Annotated in this window: 12 protein-coding genes; 10 read left to right on the top strand and 2 right to left on the bottom strand. The window is 44.8% G+C overall.

Annotated features, from left to right (window positions below; translation table 11 throughout):
• The first annotated feature begins 11 nt into the window (after positions 1-11).
• The 10 genes from B6A14_RS09040 (at position 12) to B6A14_RS09000 (ending at position 14,324) form a co-directional block, all read left to right on the top strand.
• A complete protein-coding gene (locus B6A14_RS09040) occupies positions 12-674 on the top strand; it encodes a PilW family protein (protein ID WP_236635703.1) in 663 nt (220 codons plus the stop codon).
• Positions 655-1,287: a hypothetical protein gene (locus B6A14_RS10275; protein WP_161491123.1), complete on the top strand. Its 633-nt coding sequence runs from the start codon at positions 655-657 to the stop codon at positions 1,285-1,287. The genes B6A14_RS09040 and B6A14_RS10275 overlap by 20 nt, the downstream gene beginning before the upstream one ends.
• A 4-nt stretch (positions 1,288-1,291) precedes the next feature.
• Positions 1,292-4,606, top strand: coding sequence for a pilus assembly protein (locus B6A14_RS09035; RefSeq protein WP_161491122.1), 3,315 nt, complete (start codon positions 1,292-1,294; stop codon positions 4,604-4,606).
• A 55-nt stretch (positions 4,607-4,661) separates the two neighbouring features.
• Positions 4,662-6,347, top strand: coding sequence for a pilus assembly protein PilM (pilM, locus tag B6A14_RS09030; RefSeq protein WP_087910125.1), 1,686 nt, complete (start codon positions 4,662-4,664; stop codon positions 6,345-6,347).
• 7 nt (positions 6,348-6,354) lie between these two features.
• Positions 6,355-7,641: a hypothetical protein gene (locus tag B6A14_RS09025; RefSeq protein ID WP_087910124.1), complete on the top strand. Its 1,287-nt coding sequence runs from the start codon at positions 6,355-6,357 to the stop codon at positions 7,639-7,641.
• The gene (gene pilQ, locus B6A14_RS09020) at positions 7,638-9,194 is read left to right on the top strand and encodes a type IV pilus secretin PilQ (RefSeq protein WP_087910123.1); all 1,557 of its coding nucleotides are present in this window, start codon (positions 7,638-7,640) and stop codon (positions 9,192-9,194) included. Before B6A14_RS09025 ends, pilQ begins: the two co-directional genes overlap by 4 nt.
• Positions 9,195-9,198: 4 nt before the next feature.
• The gene (locus B6A14_RS09015) at positions 9,199-11,028 is read left to right on the top strand and encodes a GspE/PulE family protein (RefSeq protein WP_087910122.1); all 1,830 of its coding nucleotides are present in this window, start codon (positions 9,199-9,201) and stop codon (positions 11,026-11,028) included.
• A gap of 10 nt (positions 11,029-11,038) precedes the next feature.
• The gene (locus tag B6A14_RS09010; RefSeq protein ID WP_087910121.1) at positions 11,039-12,283 is read left to right on the top strand and encodes a type II secretion system F family protein; all 1,245 of its coding nucleotides are present in this window, start codon (positions 11,039-11,041) and stop codon (positions 12,281-12,283) included.
• Positions 12,283-12,882, top strand: a complete 600-nt coding sequence (locus B6A14_RS09005; protein WP_087910120.1) for a lytic transglycosylase domain-containing protein — start codon at positions 12,283-12,285, stop codon at positions 12,880-12,882. The genes B6A14_RS09010 and B6A14_RS09005 overlap by 1 nt, the downstream gene beginning before the upstream one ends.
• 71 nt (positions 12,883-12,953) lie before the next feature.
• On the top strand, positions 12,954-14,324 hold the full coding sequence (locus tag B6A14_RS09000; protein WP_129560419.1) for a mechanosensitive ion channel family protein: 1,371 nt from the start codon (positions 12,954-12,956) through the stop codon (positions 14,322-14,324).
• Here the strand turns inward: B6A14_RS09000 and B6A14_RS08995 are convergent.
• The gene (locus tag B6A14_RS08995) at positions 14,321-16,009 is read right to left on the bottom strand and encodes a TRIC cation channel family protein (RefSeq protein ID WP_161491121.1); all 1,689 of its coding nucleotides are present in this window, start codon (positions 16,007-16,009) and stop codon (positions 14,321-14,323) included. The two genes, B6A14_RS09000 and B6A14_RS08995, sit on opposite strands and share 4 nt — an antisense overlap.
• Before the next feature lie 57 nt (positions 16,010-16,066).
• Entirely contained in the window at positions 16,067-17,452 is a 1,386-nt protein-coding gene (locus B6A14_RS08990; protein WP_087910117.1) for a phosphomannomutase/phosphoglucomutase, read from the bottom strand.
• Between the last annotated feature and the right edge of the window lie 39 nt (positions 17,453-17,491).

Genomic DNA, 17,491 nt, shown 5'->3' with positions numbered 1-17,491 from the left:
GTGCTCGACTCATGCCTACATCTGAACGAGGTTACACTTTGGTGGAACTCTTGGTGGCCCTGGCTGTATCTGCTATCGTGATCGCCGGAACGTATGCTGGATATTCTTTCTTCGCACAACAACATCAATTATTAAGCGCTCAAACTGAAGTTAGCCGGAATGCATTAAGGGCGATTGATTTATTGAAGGCGGACATTCGGATGGCGGGTTATTTAGACTACAACGATGTGAATCCCATGCCCGCCAATCAGGCCATCTCTATTAGCAATGGGAATGACTTAATTGTGGTTTATGACGATTACGATGATCAGGGCGTGCTATATCGAGCCTTAATCCGCTATTACCTGAATAGTTATACTCCGGCCTCTGGAAATCAACGCCAACGATTGATGCGGGAATGGCGTAAATGCAATAACCCGAGCACCTTATGCACACTGGCAAACTCCACCCCCATTTATGGCCAGACTAGTGGCGAGCCGATCTTAGATTGGGTAACAACCTTTTCTGTTCAGGCTGCCAATCTCAAATCATCTGGCACTTTTTCAGGCCAGCCACAAACAGTGAAGGCGATATTGACGATTCAATCGCCACAAAAAATTGATGGCTCATCTAGAGTGGTCAGCAAAACCTTTAATGTCATTACGAGGGCCAAGAATGTCTCACTGGTTCCCTAGACGTCCTCGTATCGTTCAGGATAAATTGAGCGCGCGAAACTCCGCTCAATCGGGCCTTGCTTTAGTGGTGACGCTGATCTTGTTATTGGTGCTGATGGTGATGGGCGCAGGTATTGCCTATATTGCTTCAACCCAAGCTGACTTAGTGGCAGCGGTGGCAAATAAGCCTGTTTCGATTGAAGCCGGTGAAACCTGTTTTGATAATGCGATTGAGTGGTTAGACACGAGCTCTGGAAAGTCTTGGGTCAATGGCGTGGGCGCACCCTATGACTTGGCTAGCGCAGGCAATCCCCTGAGCGGTAAAACAATATTGGCCGACACCGTACCCTTGGGGCAAACAGATAGTCGTAGTGCGAAGTTTAAAGAGCGAGCAGGTAGAGCAAGTTATTCATCCTGCATTGTAGAAAAGTTGGCCAGTACCGCATCTCTGGGTATTGGCAATGAGGTCGGCACCACCAATGGATATGGACTCTCCACTTTCACATACACCATTCGAATTACCGCAATTGGTAACTTTAATGTACCCCTTACTGGCAACAAAATTAATAAAACTTTTTGGCAGTCAAATTCTAGTCGCTCAATTTTGGAGGTTGTGGTGTCTTACACCCCATAAAACCATGAAAAATGTAGACAAAATCCGCTCATCCTGTCGTCAGAAGCTATTGCTATTAGGCGCTTGGCTAATGGCCGCCTTGATTGTATTTTCGACTGCGGCCAGTGCGCAAAATTTTCCCTCCTGGGGAATCATTCACAACAATACAACTGTTGCTAGCCAAACGATTGCTTTGGGTGTTAACCCTGCGGGCAATTTAAATACGCCTGGCGGTTCGGGAACAGTTGCTAATAATGCCAATACGCTCAATACCTCTCCGGTAGGATCGGTGGGAACGGCTTATAAGTGGGGTGGCGGAAGGCCGATTTCAGGTAACGGCACCAACTATCCCGCCGGTTGGTATGACGGCACAGCCCCTGGCAGAAAATGGGAGGGCTGGGGTGCCAGTGCTGTTATGCCTGTTTCTGGAAAAGCGATTGCAGGAACGGCTTCAGTCGATGCTGGCGGTGTATCGGCAAACATTACCGTGAAAAGTTTCGTGGTTGATTCCACCAGTATCAAGTCTACCGTGTGGATTAGCGATCCTGCTGATACTAGCAAAGCACCTTTGCTGGAAGTCACGCACGTTTATGGACCCACCAGCGGAACCACCAACCCGAATCTATTTCAGGCCTTAGTCACCATTACCAATATCTCGGGTGGAACGCTGACGGATGTGCGCTATCGACGAATTATGGACTGGGACATCCTGAATAATTTAACTACTGTCCTGACGGATCAGGCGGGGGTCGCCGCTTCTTATGCTAGCGCTTATACACCGAAGATTTATGACTCGTGTAATAACGGTGGATCTTGGTATTCCATTACACCAAATCCCACTATTAATTGCAGACCAGCACCATTGCCAGTGACTACATCAACCCGCGTGGATTTCACGGGAATAGGTGGGCGCGTTAATAATCAAGATACCAATTTGGGCGCTTCATTTACTTTCCAGTTCGGTGATTTGTTGTGTAATGAATCGGCTATTTTTTATATTTACTACGGTGCAGGTTCATCACGTACAGAGGTTATTAATGCGCTAACAACTGTAGGAGCGGGTGTGTATTCCTTAGGTTATGACCCGCTTTATCCAACCATTGCTTATGGATTTGGATTCAAGGGTGTTAGTGGCTCAGCGGTAGCGCCATCCCTACCAACCAAGACAGCATCTTTGCCTGCTGGCAGCAGTACAAGATCGGATGTTTGGCAAACGTATGCGCCGCCAGTCATTGGTGATGGCACTATTTATCAAGCGCTCTTTCAATATCAAAAAGACAAGCAGTGGATAGGAGAGATCAAACGTTATCAACTCGATGCTAATGGAGGGATTAGCGCAGATCCCCCCGTGACAGCCCAAAGTAAATTGTTTGCGAGAGCTAGTGGTACAGGTTCATATGCATCAGGTGGTAGATCGATTTGGACTGTGGGCTATGACCCTTTATGTATGTCTAGCGCACTGCCTTTAGATAGCAATTACAACAACATCACTACGGGTAATACGGCCAAACTAGAGAGTTTGCTCTACAACTGTCCAGCTACCAGCAGTACCGCTACCACTCAGAATCTGATTAACTTTGTGCGTGGTTTTAATTCCTCCTGGGAAGAGAATTCAGCGCAGACTGCAGTCCGCACCTCGGTCCTAGGCGATACCTATCACTCTGAAATGGTGCTGGTTGGTATTCCGAATGCGCCTTGGAGTTCGGATGTGAATACCTTTGGCAAGTCAGAGGCTTACTTTAGATACCAATATAACTACAGTACCTTTATTGATAGCAATGTGAATCGTCGTACGCAACTCTATGTAGGAGCAAACGATGGCATGCTACATGCCTTCGATACTGACCTGAATGAACGTTGGGCATTTGTACCGCCCTCTGTAACGCCGATGTTGCGAAATATGACCGGTACAACAGGTCTGAATGCGGGATCGGGAACCAGTAATAGTATTTTTAGTGTAGATGGACCTATTACCGTCAAGGATGTGTATTTTTATGGCGAGGCTAAATGGAAAACGGTCTTGATGGGGGGCTTAGGTTGGGGTGGCAATAGTTATTACGCCTTAGATGTAACGAACCCCGATGCTCCAGCGCACTTGTTTACCGTTAACAATGACACTGCGAATAAAGTGATTAATTATTGGGACGCGAGCGGCAAAAAATCGACCTTCGCCTACAACTCAAGTTGTAGCACTTTTGATTACTCCAAGTTGGGCGGTGCTTGGTCTCGCCCTGTCATCATGTTGCTTCCCTATACCAAGGGTTCAACCAGTCAACGCTGGGTAGCTGTTTTTGGTGGGGGCTTTGCTGGGGGAGCCTCTTCGACCGGTACTACTGCTGCCAGTTCCTACGGCTCTTACGCCTATGTGTTGGAGCTTGAGCCTGATTCCAGCTTAACCACTGCATCTTGCGGTGCGACAGGTGCGAGTGTCGTGGCTTCAACGGGAGGTCATGTGTTGGCGGTGACTCCAGTAACTAGTGATACTGCTTCCAATATTCCAAATGGTGTTACTGCAAATTTAACGGTGATTACTGGCGATGGAACTTCATTGGCTAATTATTACGGGGGGATTGCTTACTTCACGGACTTGCAAGGCAAGCTCTGGAAATACAACCTCAGCAAAGCCAGCCTTTCTGATGCTAATGCTGGCCTATTTACCCTGTACCAGTCCTTCTTGGATCAGGCTACATTGGCAAACGATCGATTGGCCTATAACCAATTGGGCTCGACGATTGTTTCGGGAACTGCTACTGGAGGAGGTTCAGTCAATCGCCTCTTTAACTTCTTCGGCTCGGGCGACCAAACGCGGCTTCAAAGGCGGGTTTCTACCATTAATAATCGAATTTTCGGGGTCATGGATACCGACTTCCCGGCAACATATTTAACCAAGACCGGCCAAACAGTCAGTACTTTCACTAATGTCAATACTCAGCAATGCGACGTGAATAACTCTTGGTATGCCGATGTCTATGCAAAAACAGCCGTTAGTGCTGCCGCCGATTATCAAAAAATTGTGGGCCGAGCCGCCGTTTATAACAAGTACGTCTATTTTTCAGCCTACCAGCCTGAAGCAGCCTCATGCCCACTTTATGGAACAAGCCGTTTAATTGAGATGACCGATAGTTGTGAGGCGGGGAGCGGCGGCGCAGTAATAGGGCAGGGCTTGGCAACCCAGCCGGTAGTTGACTCTAAGGGCAATATTTACGTCGGGATGAGTAATTTGGCGCCTGGTAGCTCTCTACCATCTGGTCGGGATAATTTGGCCAAGTTAAGTTCAAGTAATGCATCGTCCACTGGGCGCGTTAAATACAAGTCTTGGCGTGAAAAAAGGGTATATTGAGCATTGCTTACTATATAGTTATCGATAAATATGTCTTTGCTTTTAGCTTTTCTAAATGAATAATCCCTTGCAGCCGCTGATGCGGTTTTTTATTGATTTATTAAGCAAATACTCCGTCAAACAAGAAGACGTAGTGGGGGTAGACATCACTCCCAATTTCATTCGAGTAGCTCAGTTGACGGAGAATCGCGGCCATTGGTTGCTAGAAAAAGTAGGCTCCAAATACATCAGTGACAAAGCTAACCTAACGGATATTCATACAAATCATGACTTGTATGTCAATAAACTACGAGAGCTAATAGATAGTGCCAAGTTAGAGACACCAAACGTAGCCATCTCTATTCCGATTACGAGTGCGATTGTGCGCACAGTAACGATGCCTTTGATGAGTGATGAAGAAATTCAGAGTGCTATTGAATATGACAGTTTGTGGAGCAATATCATTCAGCTGGCTGAGAAACTCGAGGAATACTCGATCTTCTGGCAAGTCATACGACGTAATGCTTCAGACAACACGATGGAATTATTGTTTGTCGCCTCTAAGCTGTCTGAAATCAATCAGTATGTGCAGATTGCTACTAAGGCCGGCCTCAATCCAGTGGTAGTAGACGTACGATGTTTTGCTATCCGCAATGCCCTTAAAACCCAAAAATTACGCTCAATCAATACGACGGCCTTAATTGAATTTGGCCCTAATGAAAATTATGTATTGATCGTGACTGATGATGCTCCCTTTATTTACGATATTTATGTTTCTGAAGCAGACCGCTTGCTCATTGAAAATGGCGTGCCGGTCGGTGAGGCGGGCGATCGTCTATACGACCGTTTATCAGGTCAAATTCGTCAGGCATTTAGAGCCTATGAGACGAAGGTTGGCTCCAATCTGATTGAAAAAGTATTGCTAGTCTCGCCGATATCTGATGTAGGCGAATTATTGTTGCAAATGAAAAAATGCTTGGATGGGTATCGGGTTGAATTATTCGATCCTTTGGACGATTTAATTGTTCCCGAAAACCTCCAAAAGACGATTCAGGCTGAGAAAAATCTTTCCGTTTTTAGCTCTGCCATCGGCTTGGCAACGCGTAAGGTAGATATATTTGGCTACTATAAATATGTCACTGGCGTGAACAACGTCAACTTGTTGCCTAATCGCGATACGGTCCGTAATGCTGAAAAACGGAAAGTATTATCCAAATTGGGTATTAGGGCTGCCGGTGTAGTGATTGCTATTTTTGTATTGTTGACCTTGATTAACCAGTTTTTCTCTTCAGGAACATCAGATCCGCAATATCAGAAAGCGGTACGTTTAGAGGAGGATGTCAAGATTAAAGAAAATATCTTGACTAAACTGACCGCTCAAAGATCGCGCTATACCCAAATGCTACAAGCAAGCAATGAGTTTAAGCCTAATCAAGCGAGCACATACAAGATGCTCAATGCAATTAATGGGGTTGTGCCGGGCGGCGTTTGGTTTACGGAACTCAATTTTGATGATCCAGCGACCTTGGTTATTAAGGGTGATGCGGTGAATGATCAAGTGATTGTCAATTTAGTCGATCGCTTGCAAGCATTGCCTGTGATTGCTCAGGCCTCCTTAAGTACTATGAATATGGTTGCTGCTACACAAACGTCTCCTCGTAGAGGCGGCGTCAGCTCCTACAAGCGTTTTGAAGTCAGATGCGTGCTGAAGCTAGATCAGCCCGTTGCTAATCAAACATCAGCATTACCAAAACGCAATTGAACTCAATATGAATCTCTCCGAATTAAAAAATCTCGATATTGGTTTGTTGTTTAAGAAACTACTAACAAAGAACTCGTCTCTCAAGGGGCCGCAGGCAAAAATTGTCTTGTGGTCTGCCCTTGGCGTCCTGGTGTTTGTTGTTTACATTGTTTTCATCTTCATGCCTTATCTGGCGGAGCGTGATGCAATTGAGCAAAAGATTGCAGCCATTCCAGAAATGGAAGCCAAAATTAAATATTTAGAAATCGCCAATCGGAAGGCGCACGAAGATCTGGTGCAAACCGAAATGAATTACATCGAGCTCAATCGATTGTTTAGTGTTCAATCTGAGTTAGAAGAGCTTTACCAACGCCTGAGCCAAATGGCTTCCTCGCAAGGCATGACGATTACCTCTTTGGCAACTGACGGGGAAGAGGCTATTTATCCGGGTGGTAAACCATTACCAGCTGGGCAGTCAGCTAAGGCTCCTGGTACTCCATCAGCGCCCAATAACCTACCAAACAATCCACAAGTTGCGCAAGGAGCACCGGGTGCGCCCACTGCGCCACCACTTTTTTACAGAATTAAATTAAAAGTGGAAATGTCAGGAAACTATAGTCGCTATATGCGCTATCGCAAGCTCTTAGCGGGATTCGAAAAGAGTGTCAACATTGATAAAGAGCAAATTACTTTGGTCAGTGGTGATACCCATGGTTTAGTGCAAATTAAAGCCCAGTTATCGACTTATCGATTACCTGATAAGTTGCAGACAAAGCTTGCCTCTGCAACTGCACCAGAGAAGCAAACGACTTCATTATTAGTAATGGTGGAAGAAAAGATTCAGAAGATAGGGCAATACCTCATTGCTAATGCTGTGGCTGCTCCTCCTAAGGCAAAAAATGATACTTCGGGCCTTAGTAAAAATGAAGAAGTCATCATGAATGCAAACTCCGCTGATCCAAGTGGCCGTGCAATAGAGCGCGATCCTTTCTCAAAGTCATCTAGCGGCATGATTGAAGGAGGGCGAGATCCCAGGTACTCCCCTTTGGTGATGGCGGATCCTCAGTCTTACATCATCATGGGTGTGGTGGTTTCCAATAGCGTGAAGGCAGCAATGATTCGTACGGATTTTCGGGAAAGTTTTGTGGTTAAAGTTGGTGACCGATTGGGCAATCAGGGTGGCATCATCTCTGATATCGATATGGATGGTGTGATTCTGCGGCAGCCTAATGGTAAGGTGAGATTATTTTTGCAATCTCAGCCTGGGCAATTTCCTATTACGGATCCCAATAAGTCGGCTGGAGGTGCGCGATGAAATTAACATTACGCGCTCTCAGAATTTTGCTGGCACTATCCGCTGCGCTACTTGTAGCCTGTCAATCTGCTCCGCCACAATCTAATGCTCAGATGCGCGAAAAGATGGGTTTAGATCCAGAACAAATCATGTCTGATTTGGCGCCAAAGACACAAAAGACACTTGATATTGGGCCTAAGATTGATCGTAAGTCCAATGAGCAATTAGACTCACAAAGGCGTAACTTTATTAATGAGTCCCAACGCACAGAAGATGGTCAGTGGAAATCATTTAATGTGACACTGAACTTCGTCGATGTCGATATCCGTGAACTTGCCCAAGCAATGACCCAAATATCTGGCGTTAATATCTTGGTAGGTGATGAGGTCGAAGGTACTGTTACAGTAAAAATTACTAATGTGCCATGGGAAAAGGCGCTAGATAATATTCTCCGCATTAAAGGTTTATCCAAGAGCGTTGATAGTGATGCTGGAATCATTCGAATTCAAAAACCTGAGACACTTTTAGCACGTGATGAGTTCGAGCGTAAACGCCTCGAGGAGATTAGCAAGCAACTAGCCGCTAAGCGTATTGTGAGCACCCAGTACACTGAAATCTTCCGTTTGTATTACACGCGACCAGCCAGAGTAAAGCAACAGCTCGAGGCCATTTTTGGTGGCACAACACCGAGTGGGGCAGCTGCAGTGCGTCCGCCAGGTGGGATTATTGAAGTGACGACTGATGAGCGAATTAACTCCATCATTGTTAAAGGCACCAAGAGTGAAATGGAATTGGCTGCCAAGTTAATTTCTAAATTAGATATTCGGACACAAGAAGTGTTAATTGAGGCCTTTATTGTGGAGGCTTCAGATAATTGGCAGCAAGAATTGGGTGTTCGTTTAGGCGCTTATTCCGCATCGTCTAGCGGTGTGAATTCAATTGGTGGTGTCGGGGTTGCTGGTCCTAATAGTTCCGCGAGCAATATTGCGCTTGGTACTGCCAATGGCTCAGTATTTAATCAGCCCGTAAACGCAGCATTGAACCCTTTTGGTTTGGGCTATTTATATCAAACCTCAGCATCTGCATTAAAGGTGGAATTGACGGCATTGGAGTCTTTAAACTTAATGAAGATTGTCTCTAACCCACATGTCTTTACGATGGATAACGAGGAGGCTGTAGTTATCGACGGTGTACAAATTCCTTATCCAGTTCCTGGTGTTGGAACCAACCAGATTACCTATGAATTCAAAGACGCTGCATTAAAACTTACAGTAACACCGAGTGTAGTTGGCGATGGCAATCTCTTTTTAAATATGGTGGTCAATAAAGATTCACCGAACTATACAACTTCCCCTCCCTCGATTAATAAGCGCGAAGTGCGCAGTAAATTATTAATTAAGGATGGAACGATTGCAGTCATTGGCGGTATCTATGATCAGACTCAAGAAAATAAAGTGATTAAAGTGCCTCTGCTCGGCGATATCCCTTTCTTAGGTGCACTATTCCGCTATAACAGGCAAGTTGACAATAAGACACAATTATTAGTATTTATTGCGCCGAAGGTACTCAACTAATAAAATGGCTACTCTTGTTGATGTTTCCCAAGAAATGGCCCGATTCTCCTTGGATCGGGGCTTGGTTAACTCAGCAAACTACAGTTTGGCAGAGCAACAAAGTCGTCAAAATGGGAAATTACTTTACGACGTTCTAGTACATGCTGGTTATGTGAGTGATGAAAAGGTAAAAGAAAGTCTTTCGCATTACTTGGATTTGCCTCCCGCTCCAATGGCTATCTTGGAAGATTTTTCAAGTCATTACGCCGATGTGATTCCTAGAAACTATGTCATTGATAACCGTATTATTCCTTTTGCGGCTGATGATAAAGAAATCTCCGTAGCAATTTCTGAGCCAAGCGCACTTCGCGGTATTAGTAGTGCAAAATTAATCACCGGCAAAAAGATTGTGGCAAATGTCATTTCACCCCTAGAAATGCAACGTTTACTCGATGTTATTGCTTCTCAACAAGCAACTGATCCTGCGCTTGCCCTCCAAATAAGTGGCACTCCTCTAAGTGGCAGTGTTAATTCCACAGCAATACAAATGAAGGATGCCTTAAAGCCAAAGAAGAAGGGCGGCAATCTCTTTGGTGAAAAAGCAAGCAAAGCAAGTTCTTTAGCAGTTGGCTCCAAAAATGCTACAGGCACCGCCGCTGCCCCTCAAGAGGATCAAGGCGGCCAAATTATTCTATTTGTAAATGCCTTAATTTTTGATGCCGTGCAAAAAGGCGCTAGTGATATTCATATTGAGCTCTATAAAGATGTTGCAGCCTTGCGTTATCGTATTGACGGCGTTTTGCAAGAAAGAAAAGAACTCAAGGACTTTTTATTTAGCAATTATTCTGCTGTTACTACTCGTATCAAGATTATGGCGTCTCTCGATATTTCAGAGAAACGGTTGCCACAAGATGGCGCGATTGTGACCGCGCTCCCAAATAACCGAGATATTGACTTGCGTGTGTCCGTATTGCCAACAGTATATGGTGAGCGGATTGTGATGCGTATTCTGGATCGCGAAGGCGTCTCTTTCGATCTGGATCACCTCGGCTTTCCTGAGAAAGAATATAAGCAACTGACAGATGCCATTGATGCATCGCAGGGTATGGTCTTGGTTACTGGACCAACAGGCTCTGGAAAATCTACCACTCTCTACGGTGCTTTACGCAGGCTGAATAAGCCCGATATTAATATCCTGACTGCCGAAGACCCAGTGGAATTTACGGTTGATGGTATTGGCCAGGTACAAATTCGGGATGATATTGGTTTGACTTTCTCGCAAGCCTTACGCTCCTTTTTGCGTCAAGATCCGGAAGTGATCTTGGTTGGTGAGATTCGCGATAAAGATACTGCCGATATTTCCATTAAAGCAGCACTGACAGGTCACTTGGTTTTATCTACTTTGCATGCAAATGATGCGATTAGCACCATCGTACGTTTGGTGAATATGGGTATTCCTGGTTATTTAATAGGAGCGGCGCTGACCTTGGTTGTGGCGCAACGTTTAGCCAGAAAAATTTGCCCCCACTGCAAACATGAGCATGCTGGCAATCATGAGGCATTGTTGCTCGATTTAGGCTTTAGTCCTGCAGAAGCGAAAACGACTAAACCTTATATCGGTGCTGGATGTGACAAGTGCAATAACACAGGTTACAAAGGCCGCATGGGTATCTATGAGGTTTTGCACATTAATGACAAATTGCGTGCAGCAATTATCAATAATGAGCCTGCTACTACTTTGCGTGAAATAGCACTCCATGATGGATTTAGGCCAATTCAAGAAATTGGTAGAGCAATGATTCAAGATGGTGTATTAACGATTCACGAATTCCAGCGCAATCTGATTTTCAATTAAATAAGACTGTATGGCAGATTTCAATTGGAAGGGCATTAAAAACACCCAATATATCAGTGGGACTATTAGCGCCTTAACACGTGATGAAGCTGCTTATAAATTAAAAGAGGATGGGGTGATCATTACCCACCTCGTGAAAGGTGTACGAGAACAAGAGGCGACCGAGAAAAAAGCGCTCACGTTCAACTTTAAGTTCAGCCTACCGCGTAAAGTAAAGCTGGTAAGCATCATGATTGCTACCAAGAAAATGGCAACGATGCTGCGCTCAGGTCTAGCGATCTTACCGTCGCTAGAAATGGTTAAAGATCAGGTAGAGGATCCTTTACTGAAAAAGACTTTTGCAGAAATTTATCAAGACGTTGAGGCTGGTTCTAGTCTATCAAAAGCATTTGGAAAACACCCTGATATTTTTGACTCCATTTACATCAACTTAGTGCGGGCTGGTGAGTCCAGCGGTAGCTTAGATATCTTTTTGGATAAGCTCGTTTTAAGTATTCGTAAGACGATCAAAATACGTAAAAGCATTCAGTCTGCTTTGTTGTACCCAACCATCTTATTGATAGTCGCAACCATCGTGCTAGCGATCATGATGATCTTTGTTGTGCCAGTCTTTGCCCAGATGTTTGGCAATATTGGGTCTCAGTTACCAGCGCCAACTCTAATGATTGTCAATTTAAGTAACTTTATCCGCGACCCTATGGGCGGAGGTATATTGGCAGTCCTACTAATTGGTGGCTTTGTGGCTTTTCGCATGATCATTAAGAGAAATATCGTGATCAGAAAGAAATGGCATCAGTTGATATTGCGCATGCCCCTGATTGGTAATATGGCTTTGCACTCCAATATCGCCCAGGTTGCAATGGTCTATGGCAACCTGACCAATGCGGGTGTGCCTGTGATTGAAGCCTTGGATATCACAGCCGAATCCAGTAAAAATGAAGTGATTCGCGATGGCATTCAGGAAGCTAAACGGGGAGTATTTTCAGGGGAGCCGCTATCAGCTTTATTGGGAAAAATTAAAGTGTTTCCTAGTACATTTTCTCAATTGGTTTCGGTTGGGGAGCAAACGGGCAATATGGGTGAAATGCTAGAAACCATTAGCGTCTTCTACGAGGAAGAATTTGATTCCTCTGTCGATAAAATGTCACAAATGATGGAGCCCATCATGATTTGCTTTTTGGGTGGCGTGATCGGTTTTATTCTGGTGGCGATGTATTTGCCAATCTTTAAAATGGGTCAAGTGGTTACGGGGTAATGAACATTTTTGGTATCTACCCAATGACTTTATTGCTCCTTGTGAGCAATATTGCTTTTGCTGCCCCGAATTATCAAGAAATCTCATTAGCGAATCGCTATGAGTTAAGGCAGTCATTAACATCGGAGGCTCTGCCAATCAGCTCTTTTGATTCGGCCACCAAAGCGGTTGAATGGATTTCGTATCAGTCCCGCAATCTTCGTAACAAAATTCCGAATGAATCCCTTAGGCGTGAATGGTTGCGGATGGTTCATTATGAATCGACCCGCTTTAATTTAGACCCTGATTTGGTCTTAGCGCTGATTGAGGTGGAGAGCGGCTTTAATCGCTTTGCCATCTCTGGAGTTGGAGCAAGCGGCTTAATGCAAGTCATGCCATTTTGGAAGGACTTAATTGGGGATACACGGGACTCTCTATTTGATGTCCGCACTAATTTGCGCTATGGCTGCATTATCTTGAAACATTATTTGGAAATAGAAGGCCAAAATATTGCTCGAGGTCTAGCGCGCTATAACGGCAGTCTTGGGCAGGATGCTTATCCCAAGATGGTGCTGGCAGTTTGGCATGCTAAATATCGATATACAGGAAACGCATTTTGAAATTCTTTTTTAAGAGACCAAAACTGTTTCTATTGGTATTGGCTTTGCTCAACTATGCTTTAGGCCACCTGATGAGTAATACTCTTGGCACTCCCTGGGGCTGGCAAGAAACCCATTTGAACCTTGATAAGTTGCCTGTATTAAGCGATATTCTTTCGGCACTACAGTTTGCTTTATTTGCGTTTACTTTGGATTGCGTTTTCCGCATTTCGGTATTGCGCATGAATGCCAGAAAGCGGCATAGACAAATTCCAGCCGTTCTCGTTCAGGCCGGCACAATCCTGATTTACACCTTAATAGGATTGCTAGGCTTTATTCTTCTCTACGATCAATCGATTAGCACTCTATTAGCCGCCTCAGGCGCCTTGGGTTTGGCAGTTGGCTATGCATTCCGAGATTTGATTGCTGACGTTGCTGCCAGCATTACCTTACAGGCTGACCATCTGATTGCTATCGGTGATTGGGTGGAATATAGCGAAAATGGAAATCTAGTTTCCGCGCAGATTAAGGAAATGGATAGACGCTATGTCTCTTTGGAGACAAATGGTGATTTACGAGTGTTCCGTATTCCTAATAATCGATTTTTAGCGCTGCAATTTACAAATATTAGCCAGCAAACCCAGCAAAGTATTCGTGAAGCTGTATTGCAATTGGATATTCAATACAACGAAGATCGTATTTTAGAAATTTTGAATGCTGCTCTGGAGTATGTTTGTCGCAATAACCCAGAATTCACTGGCTGGTTTCGGAATTATGTCACTCTGGTCCAAACGGGTAGCGTGACTTATAAGATCCGCTACGAATGCGCTTCAGACTACTCTGCAAACCAGTCCAAGCATCTGGTACTCAAAAGTATTTTACGGTTTCTGAAGTCTTCTGGAATCAGTCTTGAGTCGTCTATTCTGGTGCAATCGGTTTCATCGCTACACTCCAGTCATTTCCCACCACTACAAAATGTCTATCCATTTGGCATTCTCAAAGTGTTAAGTGAAGAGGAGGTAGTTAAGCTTTCAGACAATGCCATTTCATTGCACTATAACGCCGGTCAGCAAATTATTTCTCGTGGTGAAATGGCCGACAGCATGTACATCATCGCCGAAGGAATCCTAGAGGTAGTTGCCTATAAAGACAATGGTGAGAAAGTCATTCTGGCATCTTTGTGGCCAGGAGATTGTGTTGGTGAAATGTCTTTATTAACTGGCGAGCCCCGTTCAGCTGATGTTTTCGCCAGAGATAACGCCCATCTCATTGAGATTCGTAAGCAGGATTTGGCGCCGATTCTGCAGGCCAAGCCTATTCTAGTCGAGCGCATTTCCAGTCTATTGGCTATGCGCATGGCGCAAAATGAAAAGACCTTGAGCCTTGCAAATCAACAAGAGGCCGTCAATGAAAGACGCCAAACACTCACTAAAAAAATAATGAGCTTCTTTAGCAAGCTTTAATGCGAGTCTGAGTCCAAGCCCGAGCCGCCTAAAAATTTGGGATAACGCCAATGGTATTTGTAGATTGCCAGCCTCAGACAAATGATGAGGATAATACTTAGAATTAGACTTAAGTAAACGGGCAATGCGGTGTATTCAAAATGGTTGGCAACCATCAGGCCTCCCACTAGGAATAGGGCCCCCACAACGGCAACTTCTTCATAGATAACCCCTTTAAACGTACTGGGTTCTTGATTTACCACAATATCTCTGAGCATACCGCCACCAGCGCAAGTTAATGCCGCACAGATGGGTGCCCAGAACCACGGGAGATTGGATGAAATAGAAATAGCTGCTCCAGTAATGGCTAATGATGTGAATCCCAAGATATCAGCATACTTTTTCGTTTTCTTAAATAGATCACTCATATGCGCATCTTGATGTGCGGCAACAATAGAAGACGTAATGAGAACGACCAATAAAATCCCTAGCGGGTACGTTAAGTCTTTAACGTAATAGAAAGGCAATCGATCGCCACCGATTAAAAGATCTCTTAGGGTGCCGCCCCCAACCCCAGATAAGAAGGCCAAAATGAGTCGCCCCCATAAGTCATAGCCACGGTGAATGGCTTCTAAAACTCCGGATAAAGCATAGGTAAAGACACCGAAATACACCAAAATTTTGAATGCCAGCATGCCGGTAGTGCTGGAAACGTAGAACTTGGTAGCCTGGGTTAAAGGAGTAGTATTTTTATCCTCCTTTTTAAGCTCATTCCAGATATCGTATGTCCAAATACGTTCGGGCGTTGGATTGACTTTGTCCGGCGATAGGAGGCGATTGACTTCGGATTGATAGCGACCCAAATCAAATAAGCCAAATTCATTAGGATTTACAGGAATGATGCCCAATACTGACTCCAACATATGCTTCTGATGTTCTTTATTTAGAACCGTGGCCTTGCGTTGGATAATTTCAACTGCCAGAGTAGGTGCAATGCGAGCCTCTTTCCAGCCGGTACGTAGTCCTTTGACTAGCTTGACCATTTGCGTCCGAAATACCGAGGAGCTGAGGCGATCCGTCATGACGTACAGACCATCCTCAATATGCGGAATGCCAAAAAGTTCTGGGCTAATGACGATGAGGTCAGTTGAGGGAATGCCCTTTTCCAAAATTTGCCAATATTCGTTGTAAGCCATTGTCGTAGCACAGGCAACCTTGCCGTCAATTAAATCCTGTCCATTAGGCGCCTGTCTAATTAACTCTACGGAAGTTTGCGGAATTTCCAAGCGATTTAACATCTCATTGACAACTAATTCATCACCCAAACCCCAAACACCAATTTTTTTTCCGGTGATATCTTTTGGGGTAAAGACGCCAGCGCTGATTCTGCATATGACTGCTAGCGAGGAGCCAGAAAATATTTGCGCGATGTTGGTGACATGCTTTTGGTCAGCAGATAAACTCCAAGCATTTGCCAGCCAAGAAACTGCTACATCGGCTCTGCCTTCTTGTAGCTCAGTAATAGGGTTGATATTGGGGCCACCTTCAATCAGAGTGACATGCAACCCCTCATTCTCAAAGTGCTTACGCACTTGCGCAACATAGAACCCCGCAAACTGACTTTGATGCATCCACGCTAATTGCACCCGAATAGGATCGGAGATAGATTCTTTTGAATGGCTGGAAGATAGAGGCACGAACAGCATGAGCCAGGCCAACAAAGGCCAAAGATAAAGACTGGAAAATTTTGAACGGATCTGCATTTAGAAGGGGAGGATTGCGTCAGGTTTAACGTTTAATAGGGCGATTTTAAATTCGGCTTGAATGCGTTTAATGGCCTCATCGCTATCTGCTTCAAAGCGCATCACTACAACTGGCGTTGTATTCGATGGTCGTGCTAAGCCAAATCCATCGGCATACTCCACACGGATGCCATCAATCGTATTAATGGATTCTGATGATGGAAAGGATGCGTTGGCTTTCATTGTCTCAAGAAGTGCAAAAGGCTCGCCTTCAGCGCAGGCTAATTGCAGTTCCGGTGTGCAGATCGCATTAGGTAATTCATTGAGGGTTTGATTAGGATTTTTTTCTTTCGAAAGAATCTCTAACAAACGAGCGCCAGTATAAAGGCCGTCATCAAATCCAAACCAACGGTCTTTAAAGAATATATGCCCACTCATTTCGCCTGCTAATGGAGCGCCTGTTTCTTTGAGCTTAGCTTTCACTAGTGAGTGACCTGTTTTCCACATCACCGGTTCTCCGCCATGCTGCTTCACCCACGTTGCTAGATTGCGAGTGCATTTCACGTCATAAATAATTTGACCCCCAGGATTGCGAGAGAGTACATCTTTAGCAAAGAGCATCATTTGACGGTCAGGGAAAATCACCTGACCATCTTTGGTGACTACGCCTAAGCGATCGGCGTCACCGTCAAAAGCAAGACCTAATTCATTATCAGTAGTCTGCAAGTTATGAATCAGATCTTGTAAATTTTCTATATGAGCTGGGTCAGGGTGGTGATTTGGGAAATGACCATCTACTTCGCAAAAGAGTTCTTGCACTTCACAGCCGAGCGCTCTAAACAACTGGCCAGCAAAGGCGCCACCGACGCCATTACCGCAATCAACCGCTATCTTGATCGGGCGAGCCAATTTGATATCGCCAACAATGTATTGGAGATACATCGGGAAGATATCAAAGGTAGAGCGAGTGCCTTGACCGGTCGTAAATTTCTGTGCTTCTATGCGTTTCCGTAAAGCCTGAATTTGATCGCCATAGATAGCGGCGCCACCTAATACCATCTTGAAGCCGTTGTAGTTCGGTGGGTTGTGACTGCCAGTAATCATGACGCCCGATTTTGGCTTCTTGCCATCAATCGTTTGATTGGCTGCAAAGTACACCATCGGAGTGGCCACCATACCTAAATCAATGACATTGATACCAGTAGAGAGTAGACCTTCAGTTAAGGCCTCAATCAAGCTTGGGCCTGATAGGCGACCATCGCGACCGATGACAACATCAGTCTCACCTAACTCGCGCATCTCCGTACCAAAAGCTTGTCCTATCAATTTAGCAATTGAGGGATCAAGGGTCTCATTAATGATACCGCGGATATCGTAAGCTTTAAATATCGTTGGCGATAGTTGCATGGAGTTTCCTTTGGGTAACTTACGAAATAGCGCTAATGA

This window comes from Polynucleobacter hirudinilacicola (genome assembly GCF_002192535.1).
Lineage (GTDB): Bacteria > Pseudomonadota > Gammaproteobacteria > Burkholderiales > Burkholderiaceae > Polynucleobacter > Polynucleobacter hirudinilacicola.
Note: the sequence above shows the minus strand (reverse complement) of the source record. Positions and strands in the feature narration are given on the sequence as shown.

Excerpts from the sequence above, each read along its gene's own strand:
- B6A14_RS10275 (WP_161491123.1), top strand. The coding sequence starts at position 655 with ATGTCTCACTGGTTCCCTAGACGTCCTCGTATCGTTCAGGATAAATTG.
- pilM (WP_087910125.1), top strand. The coding sequence starts at position 4,662 with ATGAATAATCCCTTGCAGCCGCTGATGCGGTTTTTTATTGATTTATTA.
- B6A14_RS09000 (WP_129560419.1), top strand. The coding sequence starts at position 12,954 with ATGAGTAATACTCTTGGCACTCCCTGGGGCTGGCAAGAAACCCATTTG.
- B6A14_RS08995 (WP_161491121.1), bottom strand. The coding sequence starts at position 16,009 with ATGCTGTTCGTGCCTCTATCTTCCAGCCATTCAAAAGAATCTATCTCC.
- B6A14_RS08990 (WP_087910117.1), bottom strand. The coding sequence starts at position 17,452 with ATGCAACTATCGCCAACGATATTTAAAGCTTACGATATCCGCGGTATC.
- B6A14_RS09010 (WP_087910121.1), top strand. The coding sequence starts at position 11,039 with ATGGCAGATTTCAATTGGAAGGGCATTAAAAACACCCAATATATCAGT.
- B6A14_RS09015 (WP_087910122.1), top strand. The coding sequence starts at position 9,199 with ATGGCTACTCTTGTTGATGTTTCCCAAGAAATGGCCCGATTCTCCTTG.
- B6A14_RS09035 (WP_161491122.1), top strand. The coding sequence starts at position 1,292 with ATGAAAAATGTAGACAAAATCCGCTCATCCTGTCGTCAGAAGCTATTG.
- B6A14_RS09005 (WP_087910120.1), top strand. The coding sequence starts at position 12,283 with ATGAACATTTTTGGTATCTACCCAATGACTTTATTGCTCCTTGTGAGC.
- B6A14_RS09040 (WP_236635703.1), top strand. The coding sequence starts at position 12 with ATGCCTACATCTGAACGAGGTTACACTTTGGTGGAACTCTTGGTGGCC.
- B6A14_RS09025 (WP_087910124.1), top strand. The coding sequence starts at position 6,355 with ATGAATCTCTCCGAATTAAAAAATCTCGATATTGGTTTGTTGTTTAAG.
- pilQ (WP_087910123.1), top strand. The coding sequence starts at position 7,638 with ATGAAATTAACATTACGCGCTCTCAGAATTTTGCTGGCACTATCCGCT.